Annotated in this window: 9 protein-coding genes; 6 read left to right on the top strand and 3 right to left on the bottom strand. The window is 66.4% G+C overall.

The genetic code is table 11. The features are described 5' to 3' along the window. Positions 1 to 69: 69 nt before the first annotated feature. The 3 genes from OHB12_RS29475 (at position 70) to OHB12_RS29465 (ending at position 2,693) form a co-directional block, all read left to right on the top strand. Complete coding sequence (locus OHB12_RS29475; protein ID WP_327112726.1) at positions 70 to 1,605, top strand: serine/threonine-protein kinase; 1,536 nt, start codon at positions 70 to 72, stop codon at positions 1,603 to 1,605. A gap of 431 nt (positions 1,606 to 2,036) precedes the next feature. Beyond that, positions 2,037 to 2,366, top strand: a complete 330-nt coding sequence (locus tag OHB12_RS29470; RefSeq protein WP_327112724.1) for a WXG100 family type VII secretion target — start codon at positions 2,037 to 2,039, stop codon at positions 2,364 to 2,366. Positions 2,367 to 2,396: 30 nt separating this feature from the next. Beyond that, complete coding sequence (locus OHB12_RS29465) at positions 2,397 to 2,693, top strand: WXG100 family type VII secretion target (RefSeq protein ID WP_327112722.1); 297 nt, start codon at positions 2,397 to 2,399, stop codon at positions 2,691 to 2,693. A gap of 108 nt (positions 2,694 to 2,801) precedes the next feature. Here OHB12_RS29465 and OHB12_RS29460 read toward each other — a convergent pair whose 3' ends face one another. Both OHB12_RS29460 and eccCa read right to left on the bottom strand, forming a co-directional pair. Continuing rightward, a complete protein-coding gene (locus tag OHB12_RS29460; RefSeq protein WP_327112720.1) occupies positions 2,802 to 4,241 on the bottom strand; it encodes a type VII secretion-associated protein in 1,440 nt (479 codons plus the stop codon). Further along, complete coding sequence (gene eccCa / locus OHB12_RS29455) at positions 4,241 to 8,272, bottom strand: type VII secretion protein EccCa (protein WP_327112718.1); 4,032 nt, start codon at positions 8,270 to 8,272, stop codon at positions 4,241 to 4,243. The genes OHB12_RS29460 and eccCa overlap by 1 nt, the downstream gene beginning before the upstream one ends. Before the next feature lie 171 nt (positions 8,273 to 8,443). Here eccCa and eccD point away from each other — a divergent pair, with 171 nt between their 5' ends. Both eccD and mycP read left to right on the top strand, forming a co-directional pair. Then, positions 8,444 to 9,910 carry a type VII secretion integral membrane protein EccD gene (gene eccD, locus OHB12_RS29450; protein WP_327112716.1) on the top strand — a complete coding sequence of 489 codons (1,467 nt, stop codon included), beginning with the start codon at positions 8,444 to 8,446 and terminating at the stop codon, positions 9,908 to 9,910. Continuing rightward, positions 9,907 to 11,319: a type VII secretion-associated serine protease mycosin gene (mycP, locus tag OHB12_RS29445; RefSeq protein ID WP_327112715.1), complete on the top strand. Its 1,413-nt coding sequence runs from the start codon at positions 9,907 to 9,909 to the stop codon at positions 11,317 to 11,319. Before eccD ends, mycP begins: the two co-directional genes overlap by 4 nt. 74 nt (positions 11,320 to 11,393) lie before the next feature. Here mycP and eccB read toward each other — a convergent pair whose 3' ends face one another. Further along, positions 11,394 to 12,881 (bottom strand): type VII secretion protein EccB, encoded by a 1,488-nt coding sequence (gene eccB, locus OHB12_RS29440; RefSeq protein ID WP_327112713.1) that lies wholly within the window; start codon positions 12,879 to 12,881, stop codon positions 11,394 to 11,396. A gap of 114 nt (positions 12,882 to 12,995) precedes the next feature. Here eccB and eccE point away from each other — a divergent pair, with 114 nt between their 5' ends. Continuing rightward, a complete protein-coding gene (gene eccE, locus OHB12_RS29435; RefSeq protein ID WP_327112711.1) occupies positions 12,996 to 14,639 on the top strand; it encodes a type VII secretion protein EccE in 1,644 nt (547 codons plus the stop codon). The last annotated feature ends 634 nt before the right edge of the window (positions 14,640 to 15,273 follow it).

The raw sequence follows: 15,273 nt of genomic DNA, 5'->3' as shown, positions 1-15,273 counted from the left end.
GCTTTCGCTTGCTAGATTTTCCCCGAAAGCTCGTCGGTGGGGGCGTTCGACATCGTTGAGGAGGACCGAATGGCGTTGCGGCCCGGCGCAGTTATCGGCGGATACCGGGTACTTCAGGTCCTCGGCAGCGGCGGCATGGGAACCGTCTACCTGGCGCAGAATCCGATCCTGCCCCGCCGGGATGCTCTGAAGGTTCTCAGCGCGGACCTGTCCACCGACGACGAGTTTCGCGCGCGGTTCGAGCGCGAGGCCAACCTTGCGGCAGGCCTCGACCATCCGAACATCGTCGCCGTGTACAACCGCGGCGAAGAAGCCGGCCTGCTGTGGATCGCCATGCAGTACGTCGACGGCACGGACGCCGCGGAGGAGGCGAGGAAGGGGCGGTCGGTCATGACTCCGAAGCGAGCACTGCGCACCGTCTCGGAGGTGGGCAAGGGCCTGGACTACGCCCATCGGCGCGGGCTGCTGCACCGCGACGTCAAGCCTGCCAACTTCCTGCTCTCCACTGCCGACGGAGACGACGAGGAACGGGTGCTGCTGACCGACTTCGGCGTTGCCAAATCCTCGGAGGACGGCCAAGATCTCACGGCCACAGGCAATTTCATGGCGACGGTGGCCTATGCTCCCCCCGAGCAGTTGGTCGGAAGCAGCCTCGACCCGCGGGCCGACATCTACAGTCTGGGCTGTTCGTTCTTCAAACTGCTCACCGGCCAGAACCCCTACCCCTCGACCATGCCCGCCGTAGTGATGATGGGCCATCTACACGAACCACCACCGAAGTTGAGCGCTGTCCGTCCGGACTTGCCCGCGGCGCTCGACGGTGTGATCGAGAAGGTGATGGCGAAGGACCCTGTTCACCGGTACAGCACCTGCCGTGAATTCATCCAGGCGGCCGAGGCGGCGTTGTACGGCGCCCCGCAGTTTCGCGCTCCCGAGACCACCTATTCGACGGACCCGCGGGCACCGATGACCGACCCCCGCACCGCGATCGCCGGGTATGGGCCGCCTCGCGAGAACACCGATCAGCGGTTGATCGAGACGATCCGAAGCGGCAGCGAGCGTTCCGCCGCCAGACGCGTTCTCGTACCCGCGATCATCGCCGTCGTCATAGCAGTGTCGATCGCCGCGGGCACGTTCTTCCTCACCAGGGGTGGGGCGAACTCTCCCGGCTCGGGAAGCAGCCTGGCCCAGGTGCGCGACAATCATCCGGAATTCGACGGAAAGACGATCACCGCATTCAATTTCGGTAATTCCACCCTGTCCGCCGTGCTGACGCCGAGTGATCAGTCGAAATTCCTGCAGGATATCGGCTTTCGATACAGCACCAAGTACAAGGCGGTCGGTGACGAGAAATCACCACGGGCGATGTCGGCGAACAGCTATACGACCGATATCGATTCCGAAGTGGTGATCGTACTCAGATCGGACAGCCAGGCCGGAAACGGCGGACTGCGCGGTCTCCCGAATGGCATCCTCTCCAGCTCGGCGAAGATCGTCGTCGTCGACGACCCTTCGGCTGTGCAGGCATTCCAGGTGTGGACCGGCCAGTCCGTGGATGCGCTGGTGGACAAGATGGTTCCCACCATCGCGAAGATCGTCAAATAGCCTCCGGCTCGGTACACCGGACCGGATGATTCGGACCGCGGCTCGTATACCCGTTCGCGCGCGAGCTCCGTTGCCGACCTTGGCATTCGGCGTTCGCTGCTAGCGCGACGGCACGCCGTTCGGTAGGGTGTTGCGCAGCCAGCCCACTCGCCGGTTCAGGTGGTAGCGAGCAGGGGGAAGGAGGGGAGCAGCGCGCTGGCAGCGACTAGACAGACGCGACGGCACCTGCGGTCGGACGTCCGGGGGGATCTCATCCAGGCCTTCCGCACCTCGGCGTAGCCAGTCGCCCACTTGGGAGGCGCGTTTCGATGCAAATCCGCCGATTCCGGTGAACCGGGTGGAACCGGTCGAGCGGCAGCCGCGTCCAACTACATGAAGAGGTCAGCTGGCACTTGCGACGTTGACCATCAACCGAAACAGGAGGAGCCACCATGGCAGGGTCTCTCTCAGCGGATAATGCACTCATCGGGCAGAAGGCGAAAGAGTTTCAGGAGCAGCACAACAACCTGATGCTCGCCATCCGACAGCTGAAGACGGATGAGGACAACGTGACGAACGGCGCCAACTGGCAGGGCCAGGCGCGCGACGCGTTCAACGCTTTTATGGAGCGTTACTACTTCCAGGCGGACAAGCTCAACGACAAGCTGATGGAGACGTCGGAGAAGCTCATCAAGGCCGGATCGACGTACGAGGACCAGGACACCGACTTCGCCCAGCAGGTGCAGGCTCAGGTCTCCAGCCTGGAACTTCCTCCGGTCTAACCAGAATCACGTAGCAAAGGAGCCTGAACAATGGCAGCTGGAAAGCCCATATCCGCTAATTTCTCGGGCGTTGAGGACGGAGCTCGGGCGATCATCGCCCGAGCCGAAGGGATCAGGAACGAGCTGGAGGCCTTTCACAAGAAGGTCGAAGAGTTCGTGACGACCAACTGGAAGGGTGACGCGAACGAAGCGTTCGCCGAGCTGCAGCGGTCGTGGAACGGCCATGTCGAGCAGCTGAACCAGACCCTGCACGGTGCCGCGAAGCTGGTCAGCTCGGGCAACTCCGAGCTGCAGAGCACGGACACCGCCCTCGCCGGCCTGTTCTGAGCATCGCCTCGAACCGATTCGTGCCCCCGGCAGATTGTTGCCGGGGGCACGAATCTTTGTGTAGATCACGCACTTCGAGCCGACTACGGCTGGCTCGTAATCGCGGATTCACTCGATCACATGAACAGAGCTACCGAATCTCTCGCAGGTATTCGATAGTTCCGGCCCGCTCTCACCGACATACTGACACCCCACGCTGACCTGTATCCCATGCTCCAGCAACACGTGCCAGCGAACCGTTGATCCGTCCAGGGGACGCTCGGTGTACGCGAGTCCGGAACGTCCGCCGAAGACCACCTCTCGCTTCACATCGCTCAGCGCACCGTTCGGGCGTTGCGCCACCTGAGCTTCGAGGTTGGCCGCGACCTGTTCATAGCCGGAGCCTGCGACCAGGGCTGTCTGCACGACGGTCATTCGATGCCGGGAGCCGTCCTCCGGGGTGAGATCGATGCGCGACTTTCCGTCGCCGGGCGCGGAGACAATACGCCATCCTTCGGGGAGCTGAAAGCTGATGCGACCGACCGCTTCCGGAGCGGAAGCGGTAGGAACCGACGGCGGAGTGAGGTCAGTCGGCTCCACCACGGCGGAGGTCATCGGCACCCCCGCCGTGGTGGCCGTGTCGCTCGAGCGGCCCAGCAGGATGACACCGGCGAATACGGCGACAGCGACTACAGCGACAGCGGCGACGTAACCCGCGGTCCGGTGGTGGCTCGGCCGCTGCGCGGCAGCACGATCGCGCAGCGGCCGCATCCATTCGGTCTGTGTCCGGGTTGGTGCGGCATCTTGCGGGTAGACCGGTTCCGGCCGACGACTACGGATCAAGTCGGGGCCTGCTACAGCGCGCACTTCGACCGCGGTGCCGGAGGCTTGTTGGACGGCTGCGCCGAGCAGTTCGAGCAGCACCGGATCGGATACGCCGACGACCTGAGCGAGATCGACGGGCCGGCCACCGAGCAGGCGGTCGATCAGCGCGCACAGGTCGTCGAACGCGCGCGATTCCGCGGCGATCTCAGCGAGAACGAGAGTTGGCTCGTGCTCGCAGGATTCGATGTGGACACCGTGGTGGTCGCGGATCACCGCGGACGCCGTTGTGGTCAGCGTGCCGAACTCCAGGACCAGAGTACGGCTGCTGTGGCTGGTGCCTTCGTCGACCACGACCGACCGCACCGCCATGTCCTCGAACGCAACATCGGCCGCGAATCCCCGTGCCGCCTGGTCGAGTACCGAGCGGCGCGGCGAACCCCAATCGGTCGGGCAGATGAGGATGATTCGCTCGCAGGGCCCCGCTGTGCCGAGGTTCTCGAACACAGCGGCGAAGACAGCGCTCAACCCGTCGACCACCGACGGTGCACGCGGCGTCAGCGCGATCACGTCCGCCGGGATGAACTGAACAGCCGAACTCACCGCAGTGGGCGGTGTCAGCGGTTGACCGACGATCAGGTCGAACCCGTTGCTGCTCAGGACGATCGAGGGCGGTACGTCCCAATGTGTGGTCGCGCCACGTGCCCAGACACGTGCCTCCGTGACCACCAGCTCCACGGTGGACATCAGGGCAACGGCATCCAGGCCGACTGCACCAATCCCTCACCGTTGCGCGTGATGAGGGTGCCACGCCCCGGCGGCATGAGGCTCGGCCGCGTACTGCCCATGAGCACACCCTCGTCGCGGCTACAGCTCATAATCAGACCCGCCGAGCCGAGGTCTTTCATCCTGGCCAACGTAGCCTCGTACATCGCCCTGCTCGCTCCACCCGAGCGGCGGGCGATGACCAGGTGGAATCCAAGGTCACGGGCGTGCGGCAGGTGTTCCACCAGCGCCTGCACCGGGTTACCCGCCGAGGTGGACACCAGGTCGTAGTCGTCGACGATGACATACAGTTCCGGGCCGGTCCACCAGGATCGTTCCCGCAACTGTTGGGGTGTGACGTCCGGGCCCGGGGTGCGCTTGCTGACGTAGGCGGCCAGATCATTCATGTTCTGAGTGAACTGCGGCGCCGTCGAGCCGTAGCCCGCGAGGTAGCCCTCGGGGACCAGACCGAGCATGGAGCGCCGGTAGTCGCCGAGGATGAAGCGCGCCTGATCCGGGGTGTTCGACGCGGCGATGCCCTCGATCAGCGAACTCAGCAGCGTCGTCTTACCCGATTCGGTGTCGCCGATGATGATGAAGTGCGGGCTCTCGGCGAAATCGATGTGGACCGGCGCCAGCTCGGACTCGTTGATGCCGAACGGGATTCGCGTGCACTTGGTGTTCGGGTCGACCTGCGACGGCCAGTCCCCCGCCAGTAACAGCAACTGCTCCCGCGGGAGCTGCTCGGGCAGCATGCGGACCTGCGGCGCCGGACGGCCCGGCGTCAGCCTGGCGATTGCGGCGACCGTCTCGCCGACCGCTTGACCCAGGTTGTCGGGGTTCGCGCTGCCGTCGATGCGCGGCAGGCTGGTCAGCATGTGCAGGCACTCCGGCGTCATACCGCGGCCTGGTCGGCCCTGCGGGACCAGCGAGGCGAACTTGCGGCCCAAATCGGAATCCATCGGATCGCCCAGGCGCAGTTCGATTCTGGTGCCGATCTGGTCCTTGAGCGCCGGGCGCGCCTCGGCCCACCTGGCGAGGGCGATGACCACGTGCACACCGTAGGACAGGCCCTGCACCGCGAGGTTCATGATGGTCTGCTCGAGCATCTCGAAGTCCTGGCGGATCGAACCGAAGCCGTCGATCACCAGGAATACGTCGCCGAACGGATCTTCGTGCGCGCCGGCCGCGGCCGGGCTGCCAGCCGGATCCATCGAACGCAGACGGCGGAACTCCGTCATCGACTCGATGCCGAGATGGCGGAACCGCGCCTCGCGCTGCCGAACGATAGTCATCATCTCGGCGATGGTGCGCCGGACCTGATCCTCGTCCAACCGGCTCGCGACCGAGCCGACGTGCGGCAATCCGAGCAGGCTGGCGAGCGTGCCGCCACCGAAGTCCAGACAGTAGAACTGCACCTGTTCGGCGGTGTGCGTCAACGACATCGCCATGATCAGGGAGCGCAGCGCGGTCGACTTGCCGGACTGCGGACCGCCGACGACGGCGACGTTGCCGCGGGCGCCGGACAGGTCGACGACCATCGGGTCGCGGCGCTGGTCGTAGGGGCGGTCGACGATGCCGATCGGGGCGCGCAGGGTGGCCACCGCCGAGTGCTCGCCGGTGAGTATGGAGCGAGGGATGAGCTGGTCGAGCGTGGGGGCCTCGTCCAGCGGCGGCAGCCAGATCTCGTGGGCCGGGCGGCCGTGCCCGCGGATCCGGGAGACCAGCATGTTCACGTTGGACAGCTGCTCGCCGTCCTCGTCGTGCTGGGGTTCCAGACTCGGCTCGGGTGGCAGCGGAACGCGGTCCGCGGCGCGGAAGCCGACCTGTGTCGCGGTGAACGGCCGTGCCTTGATGTCGATTTCGCCGGACTGGGTGGCGATGGTGATGTCGCGCGGCGAGCCGCCGCCGACGTACGGGCCGGAGACATAGGAGGCCTGGAAGCGCTGGATCTCGCCCGAGTCCGCCTTCAGATAGCCGCCGCCGGGGTGGTTCGGCAGGTTGTAGGCATCGGGCACGCCGAGGACCTGGCGGGATTCGTTGGCGGAGAACGTCTTCAGACCGATCCGATAGGACAGGTGGCTCTCCAGGCCCTTGAGCTTGCCTTCCTCCAGGCGCTGCGAGGCGAGCAGCAGATGCACGTGCAGTGAGCGGCCGAGGCGGCCGATCATGACGAACAGCTCCGCGAAATCCGGGTGTTGGGTGAGCAGTTCGGAGAACTCGTCGAGCACGACGAACAGGGCGGGCAGCGGGTCGAGGTCTGCGCCCGCGGCGCGCGCCTTCTCATACTCGGAGACGTTCGCGAAGTTGCCCGCCGCGCGCAGCACCCCCTGGCGGCGGTTCATCTCGCCCTCCAGGGCATCCTTCATGCGGTCGACGAGGTCGGCTTCCTCCTCCAAGTTGGTGATGACGGCGGCGACGTGCGGCACACCGTCGAGACCGAGGAAGGTCGCACCGCCCTTGAAGTCGACGAGCACCAGGTTCAGCTGGTCCGGCGAGTGGGTGGCGAGCAGGCTGAGCACAAGGGTGCGCAGAAACTCCGACTTACCGGAACCGGTGGCGCCGATGCACAATCCGTGCGGGCCCATGCCGTTCTCGGCGGCCTCCTTGATGTCCAATTCGACCGGAAGGCCGTCGGCACCGACGCCGAACGGAACGCGTAGGCGTTCCCGGCCGTAACGCGGACGCCAGGCGTGCTCCGGGTTGAACGCGCCGATGTCGCCGAGGCCCACCAGCTGGCTCCAGGTCGAGATCACCTCGGAGTCATCGGTTTCCATGTCACTGCTGCGCTGGGTCGCCGCGCGATATGGCGCGAGTCTGCGCGCCACCTGCTGGGCCTGCTGCGGGCTGATCCGGTCGATGAGCGCGAAGCGTTCCTGATTGCCGGTCGCGCCGCGGCCGACGCACTCGCCGTTCTCCACGATCATCTTGATGCCGCGGGACACCGCGAGGCGCGGCGCGTAGCCACAGAGATCGATGATCGTGACGCCCTCGTAGCCGGATTCGCGCAGCTGATCGTCCTCGGCCTCGAGCAGACCCCCGTCGACGACGATCGCGATGTGCACCATGTTCGCATTGGCGGGCTGGTTCCTGGAGTACCGAACCCGATTGCCGAGCAATGGATGCAGGCCAGCCATGGCTTCCCGGATCGAGCCGTAGAACATGCGCTGGGTGCCGATGCCGTCCTGTGCGTCCGGATGCTGGGTGTGCGGGAGCCACTTGGTCCACTCCCACTCCCGCGCGGTGTCCGCTCCGCAGACGACGGCGACGAGCACTTGGTCCGGTGCCTGGAACATGCACAGCTGCACCAACATCGCTCGGGTCATGTCCCGCGCCTCGCCGCGGTCGCCGTCCAGCGCGATGGTGGCGAAGCCCTTGACCGCGATCGCGGTCGGCAGGTCGGGCACTGTCGAGTGGGCGCGCACGAAGCGGCGCAGTGAGACCGCTGCGATCGGCTCGAGCTCTTCGACCGGGCCGGTCTCCGGCGCGACCAGCCGGGTGGCCAGGCGCTGACCACCGATACCGATGCGGGCGTGGCAGAAATCCTTGTCGCCCGCGCGGCGCTCCCACATACGGCTGGTGCCCGCGAGCATCCAGATCAATCCCGGTTCGGAATGGCTCCATTCGACCGACGCGCGCTGCTGCCGCGCGGTCTCGTCGACGTCCCTGCGGACCTGGTCGAGATAACGCAGGTAGTCCTTGCGGTCCTCGTTGGCCTCCGCGGCCTTCTGCCCCTTACCCCCGCCCTGGCCCGCGAACATGGTGACCATGGAGAACAGCATCATGACCGGGAACATCATGCCCATCGGGTTCGACGCGATGCCGCCGCCCTGGGTGAACATCAGGGCCATCATGCCGACCATGCCGATCACCATCACGACCGGCATCAGCTTCATCACCAGGTTTCCCGGTGTCACCCGGGGGATTTCGGGCGGCGGCTGCAGCGTGACCTCGCCACCGGGCAAACGCGGCATCTCGCGGCGCGCACGGCGCTGGAAGCGGACAGTGCTCATCGACGATGAATCCCCCTTAGGCAAGCTGTGATTCGGGCTCAGTGTAGAGGTCACAGCCGACATGTCGTAGAGTTCGACCAGCATTCTGCTGCCCGAACCGTGGGTGCGCAAGCTCGCCCACGGCCGACGAGTTCGCGGAATCACGAGGTAGAAGACCGAGTTGGGGGAAGCTTGACGCACGCGCGCCTTGACCACATCGACGAAGAAACCTCGCGCGGTATCGTCCGCGCGCCCGACCTCGCCAGGGTGACGATTCTGGCCAAGCACACCCAGGTCGACATGGCGATCCCGGTCGATGTGCCGGTCGCGCTGGTGATTCCGAGCGTCGTCGACATGGTCGCCCAGCACAGCAGGACGAACGACTTCGACAACGAGGGTGAGCGTTTCGAGCCCGCCGAATGGGTGCTCGCCCGCATCGGCCATCCCCCGTTCTCCAACTCGCTCAGCCTGGGTGAGCACGGCGTCCGCGACGGCGAACTGCTGATGCTGGAGAGCGCCTCGCACACGGCACCGACGCCGCTGTTCGACGACATCATGTACAACGTCGCGATCGCCGACACCGACCACTACCGCAGCTGGACCCCGAAGATCGCGCGGATCACCGGCTCGGTGCTCGCGGCGATCACCATGACCGTCGGCTGCCTCGGCTTGCTGCTGTCTCCCGGCGCACTGCCGATCGCGCTGGGCGGCTCGGTCGCGCTGGTCGTCGCGATCCTGCTCGTGGTCGCGGCGATGGTACTGAGCCGGATGTACGGCGACACCGCCACCGCACTGGTGCTCGGCGGCTGCGCGCTGCCCGCCGCGTTCACCGCGGGCATGCTCTACGTGCCCGACCACTACGGCTGGGCGCATATTCTGCTCGGCTCGGTGGTGCTGGGCGCGACCGCGATCCTGGCCTGGCGCGTCACCGGTGTCGGCCTCGCCCTGTTCATCGGCGCGGCCACCCTCGCGACCTACGCGGTGCCCGCCGCGCTGGTCGGCCTGCTCGTCGACCAGCCAGAGCGCGTGATCGGCGCAGGTGCGGCGGCACTCGGGCTCGGCGGGCTCTCGCTGGCGCCGCGGGTGTCCATGCTGCTCGCGAAACTGCCACTGCCGCCGGTCCCTTCGCCCGGCACTCCGATCGACCCGAGCGAGGACGATCCGGACGACCACCGGGCGCTGCCGACCATGGATGTACTGCGGGTGAAGTCGGAACGTGCCCGCATGTACCTCGCGGGCTTGGTCGCGGCGACCACGCTGGTCACCGCCATCGGCGCGCTGACGGCCACCGACCCGACGGCCGAGGACCCCCACTGGCCGGGCGTGGCGCTCGCGCTGGTCTGCGCGGTGGTGCTGATGTTCCGCAGCCGTACCTACGCGGGTGCCGAGCAGGCCGTGGTGCTCACCGCGGGCGGGTCGTCGATTGTGCTGATCATGTTGGTGGGGGCCGGTTTCGCGCTGCACCAGCCGCTCGCGGTGTTCGGCGCGGCCATGGTGGCACTGATCGCGGCGCTGATCCTCGGCATCATCGTTCCGAATCAGTCGGCCACCCCGCCGATGCGCCGTGCCGTCGAACTGCTCGAGTACGGATTCGTCGCCGCCGTGCTGCCGCTGGCATTCTGGGTCGCCGACCTCTACTCGCTCGTCCGCGGGCTGTGAACCGGATCCTGTGCACCGGCGCAGCCGCGACGGTGCTGGCACTGAGCCTCCCGTTCGGGTGGGGCGCGAGCCAGGGTGTCGCGTACGCGGACCGGCCGCCGCTGGTCGATCCCGGACTGCTGCCCGCGGGTGATCCGGCTCGACCTCCCGACAAGACCGAGCGACCGGCCAACGCCGAGTGTTACTCCACCCAGCAGGGTGGAGAAGGCCCTGCCGAGCCTGCTCCGCAGCGCGCGCTCGACCTACGCCGGGCCTGGGATTTCTCCCGAGGCGCCGGCCAGCTCGTCGCGGTGATCGACACGGGCGTCGCCCGTCATCCCCGCCTACCCGATCTGGAAGCGGGCGGCGACTACGTGGCGGAACCCGGTGATGGCATCAGCGAGGACTGCGACGCGCACGGAACCGTCGTCGCGGGCATCATCGCCGCGAAACCCCTAGGTGGACAAGGGTTTTCCGGTGTCGCACCGGAGGCGCAAATCCTGTCGATTCGCCAGACCAGTGCGTTGTACGAGGTCCCCGGCCGACAGGACAAGCGACCCGAAGACCCACCGAAAGGGTACGGCAGGGTCGAAGCGCTGGCCTCCGCGATCCGGCGGGCCGCCGACCGTGGCGCTTCGGTCATCAACATCTCGCTGGTCCTGTGCGTACCGGCAGCCCAGAACTTGAACGATGGTATGGTCGGCGCCGCAGTACGTTACGCCGCCCTGGAGAGAAATGCCGTCGTAGTGGTCGCGGCAGGCAATACCGATGGGAACTGCAAACCGAGCAATCCGGGTATCGACCCGCTGCATCCCGCAGGCGATTTGTGGGACAGCTTGACCACGAACGTCACGCCCGCCCGTTTCGACGACTACGTCATCACCGTCGGGTCGATCGATCAGAACGGCGCACCATCGAAATTCACCGTTCCCGGGCCTTGGGTCGGCGTGGCCGCACCCGGCGAGAACATCGTCTCGCTCGATCCGCGCGGAACCGGCACCATCACGGGCAAATACGAAGGCCAGAGCATGGCCCCCCTCAGCGGCACCAGCTTTGCGGCACCCTACGTGTCCGGTGTGGTCGCCTTGGTCCGCGCTCGCTTCCCCGAGCTGAGCGCCGTCGATGTCATCAGACGCATTCAGGCCACCGCACACGCACCGGCCGAAGGCTGGAACCCCTACATCGGTTACGGCGCAATCGATCCGGTTGCCGCGTTGACCGCCGAGGTACCGAAACAACTCCCGCCGAAGCGACCGAGCCCGGCCAAAAGTGTCGGACTGCCCGTTCCGGCGCCACCTCCGGCACCGGACCACCGCGCTCGCAACGTGGCTCTGATCGGCAGCGGCTCAGTCGCCGCGCTACTCATCCTCGGCATGCTCGCATCGTTCCCGATCCGCCGCAGGTTCGGAGTGTCCGGCGACGACATGTAGTTGCCAGGTGGCCGAGCCCTGCCCAATCGCCGCCATATCACTACGCTCGCCGCGCGGGAAGCTGCTGGCACCAGTTAATTCTGGCTTTTCACCAGGTCTTTCGCGGGGTTCGGATCCGGGGCTACTCCATCGTGGGCGACCATTGCGTCCTGGCGGCCGAGGCTCGGGCCGGTGGCGAGCAGGCCGACGATGTTCCATGGAGCCGGTTCCGGCTGTTTCACTCCCGAATCCGAACTCATACCAAGCGCTTTGACCGACTCGACATCCTTGACTCCGTAGCGCACGCCGGTGTCGGAGACATAGAAGAAGCTGTCGCGGCGCCGGCTGTCCGGCTCGATGCCGGTGGTCTGCACGAACGCGCCGGAACCCGGCTTGAAGTACACCGAGTCGACCGCCGGTCCGTTGTCGTCGGCCTGCGCGAGCGGCACCAGCCGCACGTCGCTCGGCATCGGGAGGTCGACGCCGGTGATGATCGCGAGTTCGGCAAGGTTGCCACCGCCCGCGTCACGGGAGGTCGCTGTAATCGGCTTCCAGGAAAGGCAGCTGACCCGCCGGTCCTTGGCCTGAACCAGGGTCGGCGCGGTCTCCGGGTAGTCCTGCACCGGCAGCCTGGAGGCCACATTGGCCGCGGTGCGCTCGTACGGTTCGATCTTCGGGTTGCGCGTCGCGCCCGGATTCGCATTGCGGATGATGGCGGCGGTCAGCGGCGAAATGGGCTGCAGGACGTCCAGCAACACCACGTAGTGCTGCTGGGTGCCGGTCTCCTGGACGACCTCGCCGACCTTATGGTCGCCGATCGGATAGCTCGGGGTGGCGCCGGGATCATCGATGCGCGGTGGCTCGATCGGCTGCACCTCGGGGATCGCGTTGATCAGCCCGTCGCTGATCGGGCGCGGCGTCGCGCCGCGAATGCCGAGAGCGTCCGTCACGGCGTTGGTCCGGGTGTCGACGCGGGCGCGCTTGTTGTCATAGATCAGATAGGTGGCGGACCTGCTCTGCACCAGCATCGCCCGGTCACGCGGCATCGCCGCCGCCTTGTCGCCGAGATCGAGATCGCCGATGAGCACCGAGGTGGTGGCCTTGTTGGTGCCGTCCAACTGGAGGGTGTCGCATACGGTCCAGGCTCGACCCTTGCCATCCTTGTCGAAGTGCAGCGAACCGGGAGCGCCTGGGATGCCGATCAATTGACCGCGCGCCTTCTTCCCCAGCTCCGATTCCTTCACGATCGCGGGTTTGGCCGCGTCCCCCGCGGCGAGGCGGGCCGAGGCGATGTTGAGCGCCGGATGCACCACGTCGTCGATCACCACGTAGACGGCGCCGGAATCCTTGCCGATCAGGATCTTGTTGTTGCCGATCTTGTCCTGGGGGCGCAGCAGCGCGAGCACGCCGCAGCCCGCGAGCACCACGCAGGCCAGGACCAGCCCGACGGCGTAGGCGCGGGACTGGGAACGCATGGGGTCGTGCAGCATTCGCACGTCCCGGCGCACCAAGGCGTGCTCCATCCGCCGGACCAGAAAGCGGTAGCCGCTCACCTGCCAGCGTGTGGTGGGTTTCGAAGCCATTATTCCTCCCCCGAACAGTGCTCGCGTTCGCCGAACACAGTACAGTTCCCGAGGACTCTTGTTCAGCTCGGCCACTGCGAACCGGCCGACACCGGGTGTACTTGGGGGACGACGATGGCGGAACCGGCCGGAGCGGCACCACAGCCACTCCTCGGACGCGTCTCGATGCGAAATCTGCTGATCGCACAGATCATTGGCCTGATCACCGGGTTGATCGCGCTGTTCGTCGGTCTTCCGGCACTACCCGCGCTCGGCGCGGCGGTGGTAGCGATGCTGATCCCGCTCGTCTCGGTCGGCAAACGCACGCTGCTGGACTGGATCGCCACCTGGTGGCGCTATTCCACCCGCCGGGACTACCAGCTCGGCGACACCGTCGACTTCCGCGGCGCGGACGGACGGTCGCTCGGCCTGTACTGGGACGGTACCCGCGTGGTCGCGGTCGTCGAGGTACTTCCCCCGCCCGGCGGGCTGACCAGGATCGCCCGCACCACGGTGCACGCCTCGCACCTGCTTCCGCTGCCGGAACTGGCGAATTGCCTGAACCAGCACGACATCCTGCTCAGCGGCATCGACATCATCAGCCACGGGCATCGCAGCCGCTCCGGCACACCCGCGGGTCAGATCTACGAATCGCTGCTCGGCCCGCTGCCCGCCACCGCGCACCGCACGGTGTGGCTCGCGATCAGTTTCGACGCGGTGGCCTGTCCAGAGGCCGCGGCGCGGCGCGGTGGCGGAGCCGAAGGCGCCTCGCGCGCCGTCAATATCGCCACCCAGCGCATCATGCGCACGCTCGAGGACGCCGATTGCAATGCCCGCATCCTGACCGCGCCCGAGATCCGTAAAGCGGTCCTGCAGATCACCGGCGACTTCGCTCCGCGCACGCTCGAACATCGTTGGCGCTACGCGGAGATCGGCAACAGCGTGAACATCGGCAGCGCGGTCGACCCGAAGCATCTCGACTCCGACCTGCTCGCCCAGCTGTGGGTGGCCCCGTCGCGCAACACCACGGTGGCGGTGCGGCTGCGCCCCGGCAACTCGGCCGAGTCGGTAAGCATCGGCGCCGCATGGCGATTGACCGCACGCGAGCTGCCGGAACCGACCGAGCTGGCGGGCATGGTCTCGATGAACGGACGGCACCGCGACGGACTGCTCGCCCATCTGCCGATCGCCGTCCCAGGCCTGGACGACACCGTCCCGATGATCGAGTACCCGATCGACGTTATCGACGCACTGCACCTGCCCTCCTCCGGCTGCGGCCAGCTGATCGGCTCGGACGAGGAAGGACAGGGCGTCGCGGTCCGCATCGTGGGCGCGGGCATCTCGACGGTGTATGTCGCCGGTGAGTTGTACTTGGCACAGCAGCTGGTGTTCCGCGCGCTCGCGGTCGGCGAGCGGATCCTGATCCGCACCGACCGGGCGCAGGCATGGGAGAACCTGGTCACCACGATAAGCAACCCGGAGCGGATGACCATCGCCGTCGAAACCCACCAATCCGATGCGGGATTCACCGCGACGGTGGTCGACGGGGTGCTGGCGCCCGCCCCGCACGCGGGCGTCACCACCATCTACCTGACGGGCGACCCGATGGGCTGGCCCGCCACCGGTCCCGACCTGGCCATCCACCAGCCCGGCGCGATCGGCAACCACGTCGTCTTGCGCACCGGCACGGCCCAGGTCGACCTGACGCTGGTGTCTATCCCGCGCGAAGCCACCTACATCGGGCAGCCGCGCAGCCGTCGTGCCATGGCGAACCAATAGAAGAACGTCAAACACGACCGCATCGGCAAGATCGGCGTCACCAGCAAGAAGGACCTGAAGAAGAAGGCCACCAACGCCCTGCGGCGACCGCGGAAACTGCCCGCCACGGTGCGCGGATTCTTCGCCGACCCGAGTCGGACCTCCATCACCGCCTGACTCGACCTATTTTCGAACTGCTTAGGTACTTTCGAACTGCTTAGCAACTGTGGATATAGCGCCCTTACGCGATGGTCGCGAACTACTGGCTCGAGCCGGCGTACTGCCACCTAAGAGTCCACCGCACCACCCTGTCCGTCGTTCTCATCGAGAAGGACATCGAACAGGTGCGTTCCCTGTTCATCGACATCCTGCGAAGCCGGACCGAAGAAAAGGTGCCGTAGACAAGAATCGGCCGAAGCATTGACAGACCTACATCCGATCGTTATCGTCATTGTTGGTTACAATCCGTAAGGTAAAGCGAGACGAGGAGTGTTCGACATCGACCGGGAACGCTTTTCATAGCTCCCCGAGCATCTAACTTCCCGAGCATCGCGGCCCATCCGCGCTCGATGCTGCGCGAACGTCGACAATAGCTTGTTCGCGTTCTCATACTTTCCCTTCCTGCTTCAACGATAACAATATTTTCCTTCAGCTC

The organism is Nocardia sp. NBC_01730, assembly GCF_035920445.1.
Classification (GTDB): domain Bacteria; phylum Actinomycetota; class Actinomycetes; order Mycobacteriales; family Mycobacteriaceae; genus Nocardia.
Note: the sequence above shows the minus strand (reverse complement) of the source record. Positions and strands in the feature narration are given on the sequence as shown.

Coding starts and splice junctions, on each gene's coding strand:
- OHB12_RS29460 (WP_327112720.1), bottom strand. CDS start 4,241: ATGTCCACCGTGGAGCTGGTGGTCACGGAGGCACGTGTCTGGGCACGT.
- OHB12_RS29470 (WP_327112724.1), top strand. CDS start 2,037: ATGGCAGGGTCTCTCTCAGCGGATAATGCACTCATCGGGCAGAAGGCG.
- eccE (WP_327112711.1), top strand. CDS start 12,996: ATGGCGGAACCGGCCGGAGCGGCACCACAGCCACTCCTCGGACGCGTC.
- eccB (WP_327112713.1), bottom strand. CDS start 12,881: ATGGCTTCGAAACCCACCACACGCTGGCAGGTGAGCGGCTACCGCTTT.
- OHB12_RS29465 (WP_327112722.1), top strand. CDS start 2,397: ATGGCAGCTGGAAAGCCCATATCCGCTAATTTCTCGGGCGTTGAGGAC.
- eccCa (WP_327112718.1), bottom strand. CDS start 8,272: ATGAGCACTGTCCGCTTCCAGCGCCGTGCGCGCCGCGAGATGCCGCGT.
- OHB12_RS29475 (WP_327112726.1), top strand. CDS start 70: ATGGCGTTGCGGCCCGGCGCAGTTATCGGCGGATACCGGGTACTTCAG.